General features: G+C 66.7%; 17 protein-coding genes, 1 tRNA gene and 1 riboswitch. Of the genes, 10 read left to right on the forward strand and 8 right to left on the reverse strand.

Annotation, left to right across the window (positions count from 1 at the left end):
* Positions 1 to 72: 72 nt before the first annotated feature.
* The 4 genes from EER27_RS15005 (at position 73) to EER27_RS15015 (ending at position 2,492) form a co-directional block, all read left to right on the forward strand.
* Entirely contained in the window at positions 73 to 795 is a 723-nt protein-coding gene (locus EER27_RS15005) for a zinc-ribbon domain-containing protein (RefSeq protein ID WP_123088950.1), read from the forward strand.
* A gap of 200 nt (positions 796 to 995) precedes the next feature.
* Positions 996 to 1,445, forward strand: coding sequence for a YbbD-related protein (locus EER27_RS17655; protein ID WP_484502469.1), 450 nt, complete (start codon positions 996 to 998; stop codon positions 1,443 to 1,445).
* Between the two features lie 117 nt (positions 1,446 to 1,562).
* Complete coding sequence (locus tag EER27_RS15010) at positions 1,563 to 2,078, forward strand: hypothetical protein (protein WP_123088951.1); 516 nt, start codon at positions 1,563 to 1,565, stop codon at positions 2,076 to 2,078.
* A gap of 18 nt (positions 2,079 to 2,096) precedes the next feature.
* Positions 2,097 to 2,492 (forward strand): GFA family protein, encoded by a 396-nt coding sequence (locus EER27_RS15015; protein WP_123088952.1) that lies wholly within the window; start codon positions 2,097 to 2,099, stop codon positions 2,490 to 2,492.
* 77 nt (positions 2,493 to 2,569) lie between these two features.
* On the opposite strand, the gene EER27_RS15020 is transcribed toward EER27_RS15015, so the two are convergent.
* The gene (locus EER27_RS15020) at positions 2,570 to 3,121 is read right to left on the reverse strand and encodes a GNAT family N-acetyltransferase (protein WP_123088953.1); all 552 of its coding nucleotides are present in this window, start codon (positions 3,119 to 3,121) and stop codon (positions 2,570 to 2,572) included.
* A gap of 3 nt (positions 3,122 to 3,124) precedes the next feature.
* Positions 3,125 to 3,400, reverse strand: coding sequence for a type II toxin-antitoxin system TacA family antitoxin (locus EER27_RS15025; RefSeq protein ID WP_123088954.1), 276 nt, complete (start codon positions 3,398 to 3,400; stop codon positions 3,125 to 3,127).
* 277 nt (positions 3,401 to 3,677) lie between these two features.
* On the opposite strand from EER27_RS15025, the gene EER27_RS15030 reads away from it, so the two are divergent.
* Positions 3,678 to 4,319, forward strand: a complete 642-nt coding sequence (locus tag EER27_RS15030) for a glutathione S-transferase family protein (protein ID WP_123088955.1) — start codon at positions 3,678 to 3,680, stop codon at positions 4,317 to 4,319.
* 105 nt (positions 4,320 to 4,424) lie between these two features.
* Here the strand turns inward: EER27_RS15030 and btuB are convergent, their stop codons facing one another.
* From btuB to EER27_RS15045, 3 genes are all read right to left on the reverse strand, one after another.
* Positions 4,425 to 6,272: a TonB-dependent vitamin B12 receptor gene (gene btuB / locus EER27_RS15035; RefSeq protein WP_123088956.1), complete on the reverse strand. Its 1,848-nt coding sequence runs from the start codon at positions 6,270 to 6,272 to the stop codon at positions 4,425 to 4,427.
* 131 nt (positions 6,273 to 6,403) lie between these two features.
* Positions 6,404 to 6,727, reverse strand: a riboswitch (cobalamin riboswitch).
* Between the two features lie 210 nt (positions 6,728 to 6,937).
* Positions 6,938 to 7,360 carry a TfoX/Sxy family protein gene (locus EER27_RS15040; protein WP_123088957.1) on the reverse strand — a complete coding sequence of 141 codons (423 nt, stop codon included), beginning with the start codon at positions 7,358 to 7,360 and terminating at the stop codon, positions 6,938 to 6,940.
* Between the two features lie 67 nt (positions 7,361 to 7,427).
* A complete protein-coding gene (locus tag EER27_RS15045; protein WP_123088958.1) occupies positions 7,428 to 7,913 on the reverse strand; it encodes a GAF domain-containing protein in 486 nt (161 codons plus the stop codon).
* Between the two features lie 78 nt (positions 7,914 to 7,991).
* Here EER27_RS15045 and bioD point away from each other — a divergent pair, with 78 nt between their 5' ends.
* The 3 genes from bioD (at position 7,992) to EER27_RS15060 (ending at position 13,227) form a co-directional block, all read left to right on the forward strand.
* Positions 7,992 to 8,696: a dethiobiotin synthase gene (bioD, locus tag EER27_RS15050; protein WP_123088959.1), complete on the forward strand. Its 705-nt coding sequence runs from the start codon at positions 7,992 to 7,994 to the stop codon at positions 8,694 to 8,696.
* 211 nt (positions 8,697 to 8,907) lie between these two features.
* A complete protein-coding gene (locus tag EER27_RS15055) occupies positions 8,908 to 9,960 on the forward strand; it encodes an efflux RND transporter periplasmic adaptor subunit (protein WP_190285825.1) in 1,053 nt (350 codons plus the stop codon).
* A 201-nt stretch (positions 9,961 to 10,161) separates the two neighbouring features.
* Entirely contained in the window at positions 10,162 to 13,227 is a 3,066-nt protein-coding gene (locus EER27_RS15060) for an efflux RND transporter permease subunit (RefSeq protein ID WP_123088961.1), read from the forward strand.
* Between the two features lie 294 nt (positions 13,228 to 13,521).
* Here EER27_RS15060 and EER27_RS15065 read toward each other — a convergent pair whose 3' ends face one another.
* The 3 genes from EER27_RS15065 to EER27_RS15075 form a co-directional block, all read right to left on the reverse strand.
* On the reverse strand, positions 13,522 to 13,938 hold the full coding sequence (locus EER27_RS15065) for a phasin family protein (protein ID WP_123088962.1): 417 nt from the start codon (positions 13,936 to 13,938) through the stop codon (positions 13,522 to 13,524).
* A 256-nt stretch (positions 13,939 to 14,194) separates the two neighbouring features.
* On the reverse strand, positions 14,195 to 14,548 hold the full coding sequence (gene queD, locus EER27_RS15070) for a 6-carboxytetrahydropterin synthase QueD (protein ID WP_123088963.1): 354 nt from the start codon (positions 14,546 to 14,548) through the stop codon (positions 14,195 to 14,197).
* Between the two features lie 196 nt (positions 14,549 to 14,744).
* Positions 14,745 to 14,821: transfer RNA gene (locus tag EER27_RS15075), tRNA-Met, on the reverse strand.
* A gap of 150 nt (positions 14,822 to 14,971) precedes the next feature.
* Here EER27_RS15075 and EER27_RS15080 point away from each other — a divergent pair.
* Both EER27_RS15080 and EER27_RS15085 read left to right on the forward strand, forming a co-directional pair.
* The gene (locus EER27_RS15080; protein WP_123088964.1) at positions 14,972 to 15,574 is read left to right on the forward strand and encodes an RNA pyrophosphohydrolase; all 603 of its coding nucleotides are present in this window, start codon (positions 14,972 to 14,974) and stop codon (positions 15,572 to 15,574) included.
* 66 nt (positions 15,575 to 15,640) lie between these two features.
* Complete coding sequence (locus EER27_RS15085; RefSeq protein ID WP_123088965.1) at positions 15,641 to 15,844, forward strand: (2Fe-2S)-binding protein; 204 nt, start codon at positions 15,641 to 15,643, stop codon at positions 15,842 to 15,844.
* The last annotated feature ends 51 nt before the right edge of the window (positions 15,845 to 15,895 follow it).

A 15,895-nucleotide genomic window follows, 5' to 3' on the forward strand; every position in this document is an offset into this window, starting at 1 on the left:
GCGGGGTTTTCGTTTGGTGGGCGGCGGTTGTATAACCGGACCCGACGTCCGTCGATCAGGTGGTTGTCGGCAATGGAAACTTGGCAGCCCGTGACGCAAGACGAACTCGAGTCGCTCATTACGACTCAGCTCGCCGATTGCTCGCTTGAGCAGCAGCAACTCTTTGAGCGCTGCAAGGTCGCGCCACGCCTCGTCCAAATCGATCGGGGCGGAAACGTCGAGAGTGTGTATGTAGTGGCTCAGGCCGGCCGCCTAGTGATGTACTACGAGGACGTCGAGGAGGGCTTCAACATTTCCCCGCTATCACCCGGTGGCGCGCTCACGTCGCCTGGCCACGAGCAGTGGGATCTGCGTGATGCGTTCAGGCACTTGGTTGCGGCCGAGCATTCATCCAATCCGAAGTCGCCTCGCGAGCGTCAGCCACCAATGCAGGTCAATCGCATGCCAAGTCCCCAATACTTGATCGCTCACGCATGCTTTGACTGCCGCAAGAGCTTCAAGGTTGCGCCGCGTCCTGAGCGCGAGGCGGTTTGTCCCAACTGTGGCGGCCAACTACACGAGATGGGGCGCTCGTTCAAAGCTCCGTCGGCTGCAGACGCCGAGCAGTGGGCCAAGGTGCAAGCTCTGTACAACGCGGGTTTCCGATTCTTCAGCTATCGCAGCGTCTCGGGGCCGCCCCTGCCGGAAAGGCTCTCGGAAGTTGAGGCGTTCATCCGTGACAACCCGGCGCATCCACTCCGCGTGGCGGCACCCAACGAATCAGTCGAGCCGAAGCCGCTTGGCGGCTCGGCTTGATTCAGGCGCTTGGCCTTCATGACCGAGAACATTGTCGATCTGGAAAAGAGACTCCTGGCTGCAGCTCTTTTCGAGCTTCGGTGCTTCTTGCCCCACACATCGACCCCGTCGGACCGTCCTCACTGAGGCTTAGCCATTCGTCCACGCCGAAGCCGCTTGGCGGCTCGGCCTAGTTCAGGCATCAGGACCCAATGTCATCCATGCACCTGGAGACACACGTGCGCATCGTGACCTTGCTCAGCGCAGTCCTACTGCTGGCGGGCTGCACCAACGACGTTCTTGACGCGGACTACCCGACCACCTCTGACGCCGTGGCGGACGGGGCTATTGAACGCGGCTGGATTCCCGTGTGGGTTCCTTCAACCGCGACGGGCCTGCGAGAGGTTCACAGCGTAGACAACAATCAGAGCGCGCTCGCGTTCTCTCTTCCCCAGACTGGATGGCGCCCGCCGGCACCGTGTCGCCCCGCCTCGGGAGGCGAGTCCCCTGAGCCGGCCATTGACCGCCCATGGATTCCTGCATCGCAGAACCTGGCAGCGTCATACGATTTCTACAGCTGCCCGTCGGGTCTCCCAGCACCTATGCTCGAGGTCGTGGCAGTGCAGCGTGGCGGGCGGCATGTTCTTCACTGGCGAGCGTTTTCCCGCTGACAAATCTTGCGAGCCGATGCCGCTTCGCTACTTGGTTCATCGGTTTGGTAACGCGTCGTTTGGTCAGGTCCCGGTCGTCGCGTTGCGGCGCCGGCTCAATTCAGGCGTTGAGCCACGATGACGGATGCTGCACTCGTCGATGTCATTCGGACTTACAGCCACGCCAACGGTGGCGCCATCGCGACTGCCGAGAGGGAGCTCTTCAGCCAGCACTGGCTGAAGGATCTGATTCCGCTGTTGGTCCAGGCCTTTCCCAGCATAAAGCGGAGTGCTGGTCGTATCGCCATACTCGCAAGGCTGCTCCGATCAACCAGAGATTGCCCTGACGTCGTGCCACTCGCGATCGGCGCATTGTCAGACCGCGCGTATCTCGTCCGGGAGCTTGCTTGTTCCATCCTTGCCTATTCCCTTCGCCGTGACGTGATTCCCAGCCTCCAATCCGTGGTGGAGCGCGGGGATCCAAAAACCTGCGCGGATGCCATGGCGGCAATCGACGCGATTGCCCACCAGAACCATCATTACTACGTAGACCGGCAGCACACGGGGCATGCACGCTGGATCGTCAAACCGAGCGAACCAGCCGAGGGCTCCAACAGTTCACCCAAGCCAAAGCCGCCTGGCGGCTCGGCGTAACGTCAGGGGTCAAGCGCCATGCCCGACCGCATCGCAACCTGCAGCTGTGGAAGGCTCTCTGCCCGGGTCCGCGGGGAGCCCGTCCGTAACTCCATCTGCCACTGCCTTGCATGCCAGCAGCGCACGGGCAGCGTGTTTGCCGCGCAAGTCAGGTTTCCCGCTGAGGCGGTGACCATTCACGGCCAGAGCAAAGAGCACGTGCGCACGGGCGATAGCGGCAGCACCGCACGATTCCACTTCTGCCCCGAGTGTGGCTCCACCGTCTTCTACCAACTGGATGCTGCCCCAGGCTTCATCGTAGTACCGATTGGCGCCTTTGCTGATCCAGGCTTTCCTGCGCCGCACGTATCGGTTTATGAGGAGCGCAAGCACTCCTGGCTGCTCTTGTCCGACGACATCGAGCACATCGATTGAGTCGTCTCGCGCGTTCGTTGCCACCGCCCGCGCCAGGCGGTGCACCCAAGTGCGGAGGTGGGTAGACCGTCGAGCGACTAAAGAACACCAAGCGGCAGATACAGCGTCAGCGAGTCGGGCGCGATGCGCCTAAACCCGTAAGCCGTATAGAAGCCCACGGCGCTAGGAAGCGCATCGACGGTGAGTACGCGAACACCAAGGGTTGTGCGCATGTCCAAGGCGCGTTGCACCACTTCACCAATCAAGTAGTCGCCGAAGCCCTTTCCCTGCTGGCTGGTCGCGACCGCCATGCGGCCCATTCGGACCGCCGGAACGGGGTACCTGGGAAGGCGAGCGCGGTCCTTTGGCTGTAGATCCGTGAGCTGCAGCTGGGCCGCAGACAGGGCGAAGTACCCAACGATCGGCAACAGCGGGTCGTCCAAGGACATGACGTTCGACGGTTCAACGACGAAACGCCGCCCGGGCTCGGGCCCGGCTTCGAACGATTCGACCAGGACATGCGTGGTCGCAATGCCGTCCAGTTGGTTCTTTGCCGCGTGGGCCTTCAGATAGCGGTCGAGCGAATGCTCACCACACGCGAAGCCTTCTATATCGTGCTTGGCGGCATCCAGCCGCTCAATGAAGTGCACTCGTCAACCGCCAGCGCGCGCGAGGGCTTTGGCGAGTTTGGCGTTGGCGCGGAAGGGCGCGTTGAGCGCCTCCATGAATCGGCGCGATTCTTCTGCCGACAGCGCGACAGTCGTGTGCTGGGCCACGATGGCGTCGGCCTCGCGCAGCATGACCTCCCGCGCGAAAACCGACGCCTTCTGTCCGCGCAAGGCGGCGGCGGTCTGAATCCGGTCCTTCTCGGCGGGGTCCAGCCGGAGGTCGAAACGACCCTTGGTGTGGCTATGATCGCGGGTTTTCATCGGGCTTCTCCAGTACGGCGATTTTCCGTACAAAAAGCATCCTGCCACCGCGTTGCGCTGGGCGCAATCACGAGATCCTGAACAGGACGGAACGTGTTCACCAGCGGGCCGGCTTGTCGAGCAGGTGCCGAAGCAGAAGTAACCGCGGCCTCCGCGTCTTCCAACGGTGCGTGCAACGCATCGCCGGAGTTCCTGCCCGCCGATTTGACCGCAAGAACCGGATCGTCCCGCCGCGGCCTGCAACCCAGGATGGCGCCTCCACCGGAGGAACGTCCCGATGCACACGCTCTACGATTACCTGCCGTCCCAGAACGGCTACAAGATCCGCTTGCTGCTGAGCCACCTGGGCCAGGCCTGCCATACGCAGTTCATCAGCATCTTCGAGGGCGACGGTCAGCGGCCGGAGTACCTGTCGATCAATCCCACCGGCGCGGTGCCCGCGCTGCGCCTGGACGACGGGCGCGTGCTGTCGGAGTCCAACGCGATATTGGGCTATCTCGCTGAAGGCACGCGTTACCTGCCCGAAGACCGCTTCGGGCGCGCCAAGGTTGCGCAATGGCTGTCGTTCGAAGCCGACTACGTGCAGGCCACGATCGGCTCGCTGCGGCATTGGGTGATGACCGGCAAGGCCGATCGGCGGCCGCAGGCGCTGCTGGACATGAAGCGCGCCGGCGGGCGGAAGGCGCTGGAGGTGCTGGATCGCGAGCTGGCTGCGCGACCGTTCCTGCTGGGCGAGGACTACACGATCGCCGACATGTCGGTGTTCGCGTACGGCCATCGTGCCGACGAGGCGGGTATCGGGATGGAACCCTTCGGCAACGTGCTGGCGTGGATTGCCCGCGTCCGCGCGCAGCCGGGTTTCCTCGACCGCATCCATCCGTACGCGATCGACCCGCATTCGGCCGGCGAGTTGCCGTAAGCCGCCATCGCGCGGGCGAGCGGCACGTGGCGACTCATCCGAACGCCGCGGCGCTGCAGCGTGCGCACCGGCGGCGACGCATGTCGCCGTCGGTGCGGGAGCCGATCAGTTCTTGGGTGCGTAGCGCATCGTCAGGAACCACTCGCGGCCGGGTTGGCGGTAGTACTCGACCGTCTCGTAATCACGGTCGAACACGTTGGCCAGGCGCGCCTGCAGCGTCCATGCCGAGCTCAGCGCGATCTCGCCACGCAGGTCGAGCAGGGCGTGTCCGCCGACCCGACGGGTGTTGGCGAAGTCGTCGTAACGCGCGCCTTCGCCGGCAGCGGTGACACCGAGGCGGACGCTGCCGAACGCGCGGTCGACGTCGATACGCGCGCTGGTGCGCGCACGGCGCGGCAGCTGCTTGCCCTCGTACGGTGTGGAGCGGTTTTCCGGATCAGCGAAGCTCGCGCTGGCGCTTGCGTCCCACACGCCGAAGCTGGCGTTTGCGGTCAGTTCCGCACCACGAACGCGTGCCTCGTTGATGTTGATCGCGCGGAAGGCGATGTCGGTGCCGATCAGGTCTTCCACACGCGTTTCGAACACGTTCAACGCCACGCCGTGGTTGGCCTTCTGCCACGCCAGCCCGAGCTCGGCGCTGCGCGACTTCTCCGGCGACAGGTCGGGGTTGCCGAATCCGAACGGGTAGTACAGTTCGATGAACGTCGGTGCCTTGAACGCGGTGCCGTAGCTGGCCGTCACGCGCCAGCCGTCGCCGAACGCGATTCCCCACGCGGCGCTGCCGGTGTTGTGGCCGCCGAACTGGTCGTTGTCGTCGCGACGCACGCTGGCCTGCAGCGAGTGCGCGCCGAACGTGCCCTGGTACTGCACGAACGCGGCGCGGTTGCTGCGCCCGGTCTCGACGTAGGCGGTGTCGCTCTCGACCCGGTCACGCAGCCAGTCCAGGCCCACGGTCAGCACCTGGTCGCGAGCCAGCGTGAAGTCACCCTGCAAGGTGGCGCTGTCGCGATCGGTGTCGAAGTAGCCGGTGAAGACGTCCCCGATGAAGCTGTCGGAGGCATCGACGTTGCGGCCGGCGCTGAGGCGCACGTCCACGCGGTCGTTCGGGCGCCAGCGCGCCGAGCCACCGATGACCTGCTGCACGACCTCGGAGCGGTCGGTGAAATCGCCGTCGAAGTCGTTCTCGCCCTCGGCGCGCAGCGCGTGCGCTTCCAGGGTGAGCTGCTCGTTGAGGTCGATGCCGCCGCGCAGCGACAGCGAGTTGTTGATGTAGCCGTCCAGGTCCTTTTCGGGCGTGGCGGTGCCGCAGCCGGAGTAGGTGGGGAAGCCGATGCCGCGGCAGGCATCGATGCCTTCGGTGCGACGGAACGCGTAGTCGGCGCCGAACCAGCCGCGCTTGCCGCGACCGCCGAAGCCCACGTTGTACTCGTGCAGGCCGTTGCTGCCGCCGCCGACGGTGACGCGCGGGGCGTAACCCTGCTGGTCGCGACGCGTGAACACCTGGATCACGCCGCCGATGGCGTCGGCGCCATACAGGCTCGAGCGCGGGCCACGCACGATCTCGACGCGGTCGATCATCTCGATCGGCAGGTCCTGGAACGCCGCCAGGCCGGAGGTCGGCGAACCCACGCGCACGCCATCGATCAGGACCAGCACGTGGTCCGATTCGGTGCCGCGCATGAACATCGTGGTGAGCTTGCCGGCGCCGCCCTGGTTGGTCTGGCTGATGCCGGCACGGCCGCGCAGCAGGTCGGGCAGCGAGCGGGCCTGGCTGCGTTCGATCTCGACACGGTCGATCACCTCGACCGGTGCCAGCGCGTCGTTGGCGCTGATCGAGGTGCGGGTCGCGGTGACCACGACCTTGTCGAGCGCGGTGGCATCGTCGTGGTCCTGGGCATGCACGGGCAGGGCGAGCGCGCAGGCGAGCGCGACGAAAAGAGGGCGGAACTGCATCGGTGGTTCTCCAACGCGCACGGTGTTGCCGTGCCGGATGTTCGGCAAGGTTCGGAGATCGCGGGGGAGGAACGCAGGGCTGCGCGCACGGCAAACGCCGGCTTACGCCGCCGCAATGCCCTCCGCATCGCAACCAGTCATGCTTCGGGGCCGGTCTCCGGACTCGCGAGCGGGGCATCCACCGACCGACCGTAGGCCGTGGCGATGGCGTGCGTCCTGCACAAGGCCGTGGCGCGGCCTGCCTCCTGTCGCGGCGCCTTCCCGTGCGTGGGCACAGTGGCGGATGCCGCGGAACTGCTCGCTTACCGTTGCGGGGGCAGCGCCGGAATGGTGCCGGGGCGGTGCGACGGCGGGCGTGGCCCTGACCGGCGCGGTCCGTCCTGGCGACGTCACCGGCTTCCCGTTTCAACCCATTGGCAGCGCGCCGTCGGGTCACCCAGAAGCGCGCGCAGTCTACGCGATCGGCGGGGCGGGCGTTGCGGTGGGGTTGGGCGTCGTGTCCGGGCCGCGTGTGTCGCGGGTGCGGCTTTGGCGGTGATGCCGTTGGCGCCTGGGCCGGTGACACACGCCGTCCTCACGTCGAGGCGACTTGCATGGACCGCTTGGCGAGCCCGTTTCGACGCCTGTCGCGCCGGGCGTGGCGGTGCAAGGACCAGGCGCGTCGATCAGTTCCGGTCGTCGCCGCTGCCGGACTCGTTGCCATCCTCGATGCCGGTGTCGAAATCCAGGCCCGCGCCGTCGCTGTCGTGGAGGCCGGCGATGTTGGTCGGTTCGGAGGCGATCATCGTGGTGGTGCAGGGCGATGCCGCCGGGCGGTAGCGCGGTGGTGGCAACAGGGCGATCGCGGCTTCGGCCGCACTGATCAATTCGGCACGGCGTTCGTCCGGAATTTCCTGCCAGTGACAATCCAGCAGTGCGCCTTCGATCGCGTAGAGCAGGTTGAGCGTGGGTTTGAAGCCCGCGCGCTTGACGCGCATGAAGGCCTCGACCGTGCCGATCGCGGCGAGGTCCTCGTGGCTGCGCAGGCCTACCTGGCGCAGCCATGCCGCGGACTTCGGGCCGATATTGCGCAGTTTCACGGTAGTCATACGAAGCAACCCTTCCTGGGATGGCGTGCGGGCCGCAGGTGCGCGTGTCGGCACCGTGCGGTGGAGGTCATGCAAGTGATTCGGTGAAGGCGCGCGCGATGGCTTCCAGGCCCTGCTGGTCGTGTTCGTCGAATCGGCCCGGCTCGGGGCTGTCGATGTCGAACACGCCGATCAGGCTGCCGTCTGCGGCCACCAGCGGTACCACCAGTTCGGCGTTGGAGGCGGCGTCGCAGGCGATGTGTCCGGGGAATGCGTGGACATCGTCGATGCGCTGGGTCTGCCGGGTGGACGCGGCCGCGCCGCAGACGCCCTTGTCGAGCGCGATGCGCACGCAGGCCGGCAGGCCCTGGAACGGACCGACCACGAGCTCGCGGCCGTCGAAGAAGTAGAAACCGACCCAGTTCAGCGAGGGCAGTGCGTGGTAGACCAGCGCCGACACGTTGGCGGCGTTGGCGATTCGGTCACGCTCGCCGTGCAGCAGCGCGCGTGCCTGGTCGAGCAACTGGGCGTATTGCTCCGGCTTGCTGCCGGAAAGGGAGTTGGCAGTGAACATGTGCCGAGTGTAGCGGCGCGGCGGGTCTTCCGGAGCGCCCGGGGACCGGCCGCGGCGGCGCGGCTTACCATGACCGCCATGACGCCCGATTCCCACGCCCGCACCGGTTACTACGTCACCGGCACCGACACCGGTGTCGGCAAATCGCTCGCCAGCGCCAGCCTCCTCCACGCCCTGCGCGCGCAGGGGCTGCGCGCGGTCGGCATGAAACCCGTGGCGAGCGGTTGCGCCGTCACCGTCGATGGACTTCGCAACGAGGATGCCTTGCTTCTGCGCGAGGCCAGCCACCCGACGCCGGCGTACGACGACGTCAACCCGTATGCGTTGCTGCAACCGCTGGCGCCGGAGCTGGCGGCCGCCGAGGCCGGCATCACGCTCTCGCTGGCGCCGATCCTGGCCGCCCACGCGCGCCTGGCCGCGCAGGCCGACACCGTGGTGGTCGAGGGCGTCGGCGGTTGGGCCGCACCGTTGGCGGCGGATCTGCAGCAGGTCGACATCGTCCGCGCACTCGACCTGCCGGTGGTGCTGGTGGTTGGCCTGCGACTGGGCTGCATCAGCCATGCGCGATTGACGGCTCGCGCGATCCTGGCCGATGGGCGGCAACTGGCCGGCTGGATCGCCAGCGATATCGATCCGGCAATGGCGTGCGCCGACGAGAATTTCGCGCTGCTGCAACACTGGCTCGCGTTACCGTGCTGGGGCCGGCTGCCGTTTCGCGACTCCCCCGATCCGCGCGAACTGGCGGCATTCCTGAGGCCCCCAACGCCCGCTGCAACGCGGTAATTCCCAAGCCCCCTACTTCCGGCAGGGGGCGGTTGTGGTTCCGCGGCCTAAACTGATCAGTACAAGAATTGATCATCACGAGGTTTCACGCATGCGCCGCACCCTTTTGGTCACGGCTTTGATGATGGCTGTCGCGTGCGGCGTGACGGCTTGCGGTGGTGGCGAGGCAGGTCCCGGCGGAGCCGCGGCTGGCGGCCCGCCCGGTGGCGAAATGAAGTTGCCGGTGGAAGTCATCACCGTCCAGCCCCAGGCGCTATCCGCCGGTCTGCAGACGGTCGGCAGCCTGCGCGCCGACGAATCGGTGGTGGTGCGCCCGGAAGTTGCCGGCCGCATCAGCCGCATTCACTTCAGCGAAGGCGGCCACATTTCGGCCGGGCAACCGCTGTTCTCGCTCGATGGCAGCATCGCCCAGGCCAGCCTCAACGAGGCCATGGCCAACCTGGCCAACACCCGGGCCGCCGCCGCGCGTGCCGGACAACTGGTCGGCGACAAGCTGATCGCGCGCTCGGACTACGACAAGGCGCGCGCCGCGCTGGGTGTTGACGAAGCCCGCGTTGCCTCGGCCCGGACCGCACTGGGCAAGATGACCCTGGTGGCGCCGTTCGCGGGCCAGCTCGGGTTGCGCAGCGTCAGCGTCGGCGAGTTTGTCAGCGTCGGCCAGGACCTGGTGACGCTGGTGCGCCTTGACCCGATCGAAGTCGACTTCAGCGTGCCCGAGACGGTGCTCGCGCAATTGCGCAGCGGCCAAAAGGTCAAGCTCACGGTCGACGCGTTTCCCGGCGACACCTTCGGTGGCGACGTGGTTGCGATCGATCCGGTGATCGACTCCAACACCCGCAGCGCCAAGCTGCGCGCCAGGATCCCCAACCCCGACGGCCGCCTGCGTCCGGGCCAGTTTGCGCGCCTGCAGCTCGACACCGGCAACGACAGCGCCGATGCCCTGCTGCTGCCCGAGCAGGCGCTGATGCAGGACGGCGACACGCGCTTCGTCTACACCGTGGTCGACGGCAAGGCCAAGAAGACGGTGGTGCGCACCGGCGTGCGCGTGCCCGGAAAGGTGCAGGTGGTCGAAGGCCTCAAGGCCGGCGACATGGTGATCACCGCCGGCCAAGGCAAGCCGATGATGCACGACGGCATGGGCGTGATGCCGCTGCCGTCCGAAGGCGCGGCACCGGCCGCAAGCGCTGCCAAGCCCAAGCCCGAGACGCCGGCCGAGCCGGCCGCCGAGCCGGCCGCGGCCGCCGCCGAACAGCCGAAGAAATAGCGTGGCGTGATCTTCTCCGTCGCGGGCTCCCACCGGGTGGCCGCAGCGTGAGGAGCAGGGGCGGTGGACCGGCGCGCGAGCGCGGCCGGTTCCCGTTTCGACAACCCATCCGTCCCGGTCGCCGTCTGCCGGGGCACACCTCCAGGCCCGACTGCCGCCCGGCAGCCGCGGCCTGCAGGAACCACGAGAACCGAGGCCCCCATGGTCCTGTCCGACATCTCCATCCGCCGTCCGGTATTCGCCATGGTGATCAACCTGGTGGTGCTGCTGGTCGGCGTCATTGCCTACGACCGCCTCGCGGTCCGGCAGATCCCGAACGTCGACACCCCGGTCGTCACCGTCAACACCAGCTATCCCGGTGCGAGCGCGCAGGTGATCGAGTCGCAGGTGACGCAGCCGATCGAGGATGCGTTGTCGGGCGTGGAAGGCGTCGAGTTCATGCAGTCGGTGAGCCGCGAACAGTCCAGTCAGGTCACGATCCGCTTCCGCCTCGACCGCGATCCCGACGGCGCGGCCAGCGACGTGCGCGACCGTGTCGCGCAGGCGCGCGAAGTGCTGCCTGACGAAGTCGACGAGCCGATCATCCAGAAGCAGGAAGCCGACCAGCAGCCGATCATCTACCTGGCGTTCTCGTCCGATCGCCACTCGCAGGTCGAGATCGCCGACTACGCCGAACGCCTGGTCAAGGACCGCATCCAGACCATCCCCGGCGTCGCGCAGGCGCAGGTGTTCGCCAGCACGTTCGCCATGCGCGTGTGGCTGCAGCCGCAGCGCCTGGCCGGTTTCGGCCTGACCCCGGCCGATGTCGAGCGTGCGCTGCGCGCGCAGAACGTCGAGATTCCCGCCGGCCGTGTCGAGGGCAGCGCGCGCGAGTTCACCGTGCTGTCAGAAACCGACCTCAAGACGCCCGAACAGTTCGGCGAGATCATCCTGGGCAACGTCGACGGCTACCTCGTGCGCCTGAAGGACGTCGCACGGGTCGAGCTGGGCGCCCAGGAACAGCGCTTCCGCGCTCGCTACAACGGCGTCAACGCGGTGCCGCTGGCGATCATCAAGCAGGCCGTTGCCAACCCGTTGGACATCTCCGCGTCGCTCAAGACGATGCTGCCGGAGATCCAGCGCACGCTGCCGCAAGGCATGAAGATCGAGATCGCGTTCGACACCACGATCTTCATCGAGAAGTCGATCGACGAGGTCTACACCACCGTCGCCGAGGCGGTGGTGCTGGTGATCATCGTGATCTTCCTGTTCCTGCGCAGCTGGCGCGCCACGCTGATCCCGCTGGTGACCATCCCGGTGTCGCTGATCGGCGCCTTCGGCCTGATGTACGCGTTCGGCTTCACCATCAACACCCTGACCCTGCTGGCGATGGTGCTGGCGATCGGCCTGGTGGTCGACGACGCGATCGTGATGCTGGAGAACATCTACCGGCACATCGAAGAAGGCATGCCGCCGTTCCAGGCGGCGTTGAAGGGCAGCAAGGAGATTGGTTTCGCGATCGTCGCGATGACGCTCACGCTGGCGGCGGTGTACGTGCCGCTGGCGTTCTCCACCGGACGCACCGGCAAGCTGTTCGTCGAGTTCGCGTTGACCCTGGCCGGCGCGGTGCTGGTCTCGGGTTTCACCGCGTTGACGCTGTCGCCAATGATGTCGTCCAAGCTGCTGCGCCACGAGACCAAGCACGGCCGCTTCTACCAAGCCGGCGAGAAGGTGCTGGGCTGGATCGACCGCAGCTACCGCAGCGTGCTGGGCAGTGCGTTGCGCTTTCGCTGGATCGTGGTGGGTGCGGCGGCGGTGATCTTCATCGGCGCGTACCTGACCTTCAGCGCGTTGCCCAAGGAGCTTGCGCCTGAAGAGGACCAGGGCTTCATCATCGGCTTCGGCATGGCGCCTGAGGGCTCCACGCCCGAGTACACGGACAAGTACGCCAAGCAGATGGAGAGCATGTTCGCGAAGATCCCGGACGTGCAGCAGTACTTCCAGATCGTCGGCTTCCCGGCGGTGACCAACACGATCGGCTTCGTGATGCTCAAGGACTGGGACGATCGTGAGGTCTCGACCGCGGACGTGTCGGGACAGCTGTTCCCGCAGTTCATGGGCATCCCCGGCGTCATGGCGTTCCCGACGCTGCCGCCACCGCTGGGCCAGGACGGCTTCGGCCAGCCGGTCAGCTTTGTCGTGCAAAGCACCGGCACCTGGGAAGACCTGGGCGAGACCGTGCAGAAGCTGATGGCCAAGATGGCCGAGAACCCCAGGCTCACCAACCCCGACAGCGATCTCAAGCTCGACAAGCCGCAACTCAAGGTGGCGCTGGACCGCGACAAGGTGGCCGCGGTGGGCAGCACGGTGGACACGGTGGGCCACACGCTGGAAACGCTGCTGGGTGGCCGCAACGTCACGCGCTTCAAGAAGGGGTCCGAGCAGTACGACGTGATCGTGCAGGTCGAGGACGCCGACCGGCGCACGCCGGGCGACCTGAGCAACATCTTCGTGCGCGGCGGCGATGGCCAGATGGTGCAGCTGTCGAACCTGGTCAGCGTCGAGGAGACCGTCGCGGCGAAGGAGCTCAACCACTTCAACAAGCTGCGTGCGGCGACCGTCAGCGCCGGCCTGGCGCCGGGTTACTCGCAGGGCGAGGCGCTGGAGTGGATGGAGGCTGCGTTGCGTGAGGTGGCCCCGACCGCGCAGTACGACCTGTCCGGGCAGAGCCGCGAATTCCGGGAATCGTCGAGCGACTTCACGATGATCCTCGCCCTGGCGGTGGTGTTCATCTTCCTGGTGCTGGCGGCGCAGTTCGAAAGCTGGGTCGATCCGCTGGTGATCCTGCTGGCGGTGCCGTTGGCGATGTTCGGTGCGTTCCTTGCGCTCAAACTCACCGGCGGCAGCTGGAACATCTACTCGCAGATCGGCATCGTCACGCTGGTCGGCCTGATCGCCAAGCACGGCATTCTCATCGTCGAGTTCTCCAATCAGTTGCAAGAGCAGGGCAAGAGCAAGTTCAACGCGGTGATCGATGCCGCTGCGCTGCGCCTGCGCCCGATCCTGATGACCACCGGCGCGATGGTGCTGGGTTCGCTGCCGCTGGCCATCGCCAGCGGTGCCGGCGCCGAAGCGCGCAACCAGATCGGCTGGGTGATCGTGGGCGGCATGGCGATCGGCACGTTGTTCACGCTGTTCGTGGTGCCCGTGGTGTACCTGCTGATCGGTCGCGACCACCAGAAGGCGGCTGCCGCGCAGGCGAGCCTCGAGGCTGCGCCCGCGCACTGAGTGGCGCGAGCGGCGGTGTCACGACAAGGGCTGCCACTGGCAGCCCTTGTCGTTTTCGGGGGGCGCGAGCGCGACGCGTCGTAGTCGGGGCAGAGTTCGCGCCCATGTGGTGCACTGGCGGCGGAATGCGGGCCCGGTGCCGCGCGGGCCCGTGGGCATTGCGATCGTGTTCGCGTACAGGCGCCGGCAAGGTCTCCCCGTCCCGACGGAGACCAAAGGCGGCATCGCAGGCAACAAAAAACCCGGCAGTCGCCTGCCGGGTTCTGTCTTGCGTCGCTGGGCGACGGCGAGTGCTTACTTCACCGCGCCGGCCGAAGCGGCAACCTTGCTCGCGGCCTTGGCGGCCGTTTCGACGTTCGCCTGGGTGGTCTTGGCGGCCGCTTCGAACTGGTTCTTGGCGATCTCGCCAATGGCCTGGTTGGTCTTGGTGGAGCGACCGATCACTTCCTGGCCGGTGCTGACGGCACGCTCGAGGTTCTCGCGGGCCAGCTGCACGCCCTTCGGCCACAGGGTCTTGAGGCCGTCGATGTCACGCGCTTCGGTGGCTTCGCCGAAGAAGGCAAACGTGGCAGTCGCGCGCTCTTCCAGGGCGGCCAGCTGCAGGCCGAACACGGCCTCGGCGTTTTCCAGCGCGATGCGGTTGATCTGGGCTGCCGTGTCCGCGAACTGGCGCGTGGCGGCGACGAACTGTTCGTTGAACTGCTGGTACATGGCAGGCTCCTGAGGCATCACATCGGCGGAATTGCCGGTTTGTGCGGTGCAGCATAGGCGTCGAATTGTTGCAATGCAACAACAGGCGGATGACAGCACCTTCCGATTCAGAAACCGTTCGGAAACAAAGGCTTGCGGGAGGCCCTGTTCAGGTTTGTCGACGCCGCCGTTGCGGCATCCAGCGCGCCGGGCGACCGGCCGGAACGGCTGGCCGGCAACGGGGGAGTCGCGGCCGGCGTGAGGGCGGCCCGTCGCATCAGCCGCGGTATCGGCAGCCCGACGTACAGGTCTCGTGAACCACGACTTCGCTTAGCAGCGGCAGTACAGGCTTCACCTGGTCCCAGATCCAGATCGCCAGTCGTTCGCTGGTGGGGTTCTCGAGACCCTCGATGTCGTTGAGGTAGTGGTGATCCAGCCGGTCGTAGGTGGGCTGGAATGCCGCCTTGACGTCCGAGAAGTCCATCACCCAGCCGGTGTCGGCACCGGGCTCGCCCGACAGGTGGATCTCGATGCGGAACGAGTGGCCATGCAGGCGCGCGCATTTGTGCCCGGGGGGCACGTTGGGAAGGCGGTGTGCCGCCTCGACGGTGAAGATCTTGAAAATGTCCATGCCGTCATTGTGCGACAAGCCGGAGCATGCGCGGGAATGCGCTGGGCAGGACGGGCGTTCGACGGACGAAAGGCAACCGACCGCGGGTCGGCGGGCGTGGCGAAGCAGGCAGGAACCGGTCCGGATGCGCGCGGCGCGGCGACGGCCCGAGGGCGTCGCAAGTCACGGAAAACCAAGGAAACAGATCGCCGAAGAGTGGTGGCTATGGGTGGACTCGAACCACCGACCCCAGCATTATGAGTGCTGTGCTCTAACCGGCTGAGCTACATAGCCGGCGATCTTGAATTCCGCCCCAGTCGTGGCGGGCCGCAGATTCTCCATTCGCGGCCGCGGCTTGTCAATCGCGAAAGTGGCCGTTGTAACGGGTTGTCGTGGTTGCAGGCGCGTGGCAGAGTCGGAGCCAGTGAATTTGGAGTCCGCATCGTGATCGATCCGGACGGCTACCGGCCCAATGTCGGCATCGTGTTGATGCACCCGGATGGGCGCCTGTTCTGGGCGCGCCGCGTGCATCGCGACGGGTGGCAGTTCCCGCAGGGCGGGATGAACACCGACGAGACACCGATCGAGGCGATGTACCGCGAGCTGCGCGAGGAAACCGGGCTGCTGCCTGAGCACGTCGAAGTCCTTGGCGCGACCCCGGGCTGGTTGCGTTATCGGCTGCCCCAGCGCGCCATCCGCCGCAACGACCGATTGGTCTGCATCGGCCAGAAGCAGGTGTGGTTCCTGCTGCGCCTGACCGGGCAGGAATCCGACCTGCGCCTGGACACCACCGACAAGCCCGAGTTCGACCATTGGCGCTGGGTGGATTTCTGGTACCCGCTCGAGCATGTGGTGATCTTCAAGCGAGGGGTCTACAGCAGCGCATTGCGTCACCTGGCGCCCTTCGCCCGGCACGTCGCCGGTGCGCTGGCGGTGCCGGCGCCGGGCCCGGACCCTCGGCAGCAGGGCAGCTGGAGCCGGCCGCGTGCGCGTCCCCGGCCGACCGGGCAGCCGGTCCGTGGCGGCAGTGACACCCCGACGAATTGACAATCATTCGCATTCGTGGCGAAATTGCCCTGCGGCCGACCGGGCCGCACGACAAGCGGGTCCGCCGTGTACGTATGCATCTGCAATGGGGTTACCGACCATGACATCCGCCAGGCGGCGGAGGCAGGCTGTCGCAGCGTGCCCGAGCTGACCATGCGCACCGGCGCCGGCGCCAATTGCGGCAGCTGCCTGGACCTGGCTTCCAGCCTGCTCGAGGAAGCCCGCGTGCGTCGCGAGCTGCCTCTGCCGATGTTGCAGCAAGCGGCCTGATCCGCCCCCGGTAGCCGCGCCAGGCCTGGCGCGCAGCGGTTCGCCCCGCCT

Source organism: Montanilutibacter psychrotolerans (assembly GCF_003719825.1).
Classification (GTDB): Bacteria; Pseudomonadota; Gammaproteobacteria; order Xanthomonadales; family Xanthomonadaceae; genus Montanilutibacter; species Montanilutibacter psychrotolerans.

What these genes read in the sequence shown, in the direction of transcription:
- EER27_RS15005 (WP_123088950.1), top strand. Translation starts at nt 73, where the DNA reads ATGGAAACTTGGCAGCCCGTGACGCAAGACGAACTCGAGTCGCTCATT.
- EER27_RS17655 (WP_484502469.1), top strand. Translation starts at nt 996, where the DNA reads ATGCACCTGGAGACACACGTGCGCATCGTGACCTTGCTCAGCGCAGTC.
- EER27_RS15010 (WP_123088951.1), top strand. Translation starts at nt 1,563, where the DNA reads ATGACGGATGCTGCACTCGTCGATGTCATTCGGACTTACAGCCACGCC.
- EER27_RS15015 (WP_123088952.1), top strand. Translation starts at nt 2,097, where the DNA reads ATGCCCGACCGCATCGCAACCTGCAGCTGTGGAAGGCTCTCTGCCCGG.
- EER27_RS15025 (WP_123088954.1), bottom strand. Translation starts at nt 3,400, where the DNA reads ATGAAAACCCGCGATCATAGCCACACCAAGGGTCGTTTCGACCTCCGG.
- EER27_RS15030 (WP_123088955.1), top strand. Translation starts at nt 3,678, where the DNA reads ATGCACACGCTCTACGATTACCTGCCGTCCCAGAACGGCTACAAGATC.
- btuB (WP_123088956.1), bottom strand. Translation starts at nt 6,272, where the DNA reads ATGCAGTTCCGCCCTCTTTTCGTCGCGCTCGCCTGCGCGCTCGCCCTG.
- EER27_RS15040 (WP_123088957.1), bottom strand. Translation starts at nt 7,360, where the DNA reads ATGACTACCGTGAAACTGCGCAATATCGGCCCGAAGTCCGCGGCATGG.
- EER27_RS15045 (WP_123088958.1), bottom strand. Translation starts at nt 7,913, where the DNA reads ATGTTCACTGCCAACTCCCTTTCCGGCAGCAAGCCGGAGCAATACGCC.
- bioD (WP_123088959.1), top strand. Translation starts at nt 7,992, where the DNA reads ATGACGCCCGATTCCCACGCCCGCACCGGTTACTACGTCACCGGCACC.
- EER27_RS15055 (WP_190285825.1), top strand. Translation starts at nt 8,908, where the DNA reads ATGAAGTTGCCGGTGGAAGTCATCACCGTCCAGCCCCAGGCGCTATCC.
- EER27_RS15060 (WP_123088961.1), top strand. Translation starts at nt 10,162, where the DNA reads ATGGTCCTGTCCGACATCTCCATCCGCCGTCCGGTATTCGCCATGGTG.
- EER27_RS15065 (WP_123088962.1), bottom strand. Translation starts at nt 13,938, where the DNA reads ATGTACCAGCAGTTCAACGAACAGTTCGTCGCCGCCACGCGCCAGTTC.
- queD (WP_123088963.1), bottom strand. Translation starts at nt 14,548, where the DNA reads ATGGACATTTTCAAGATCTTCACCGTCGAGGCGGCACACCGCCTTCCC.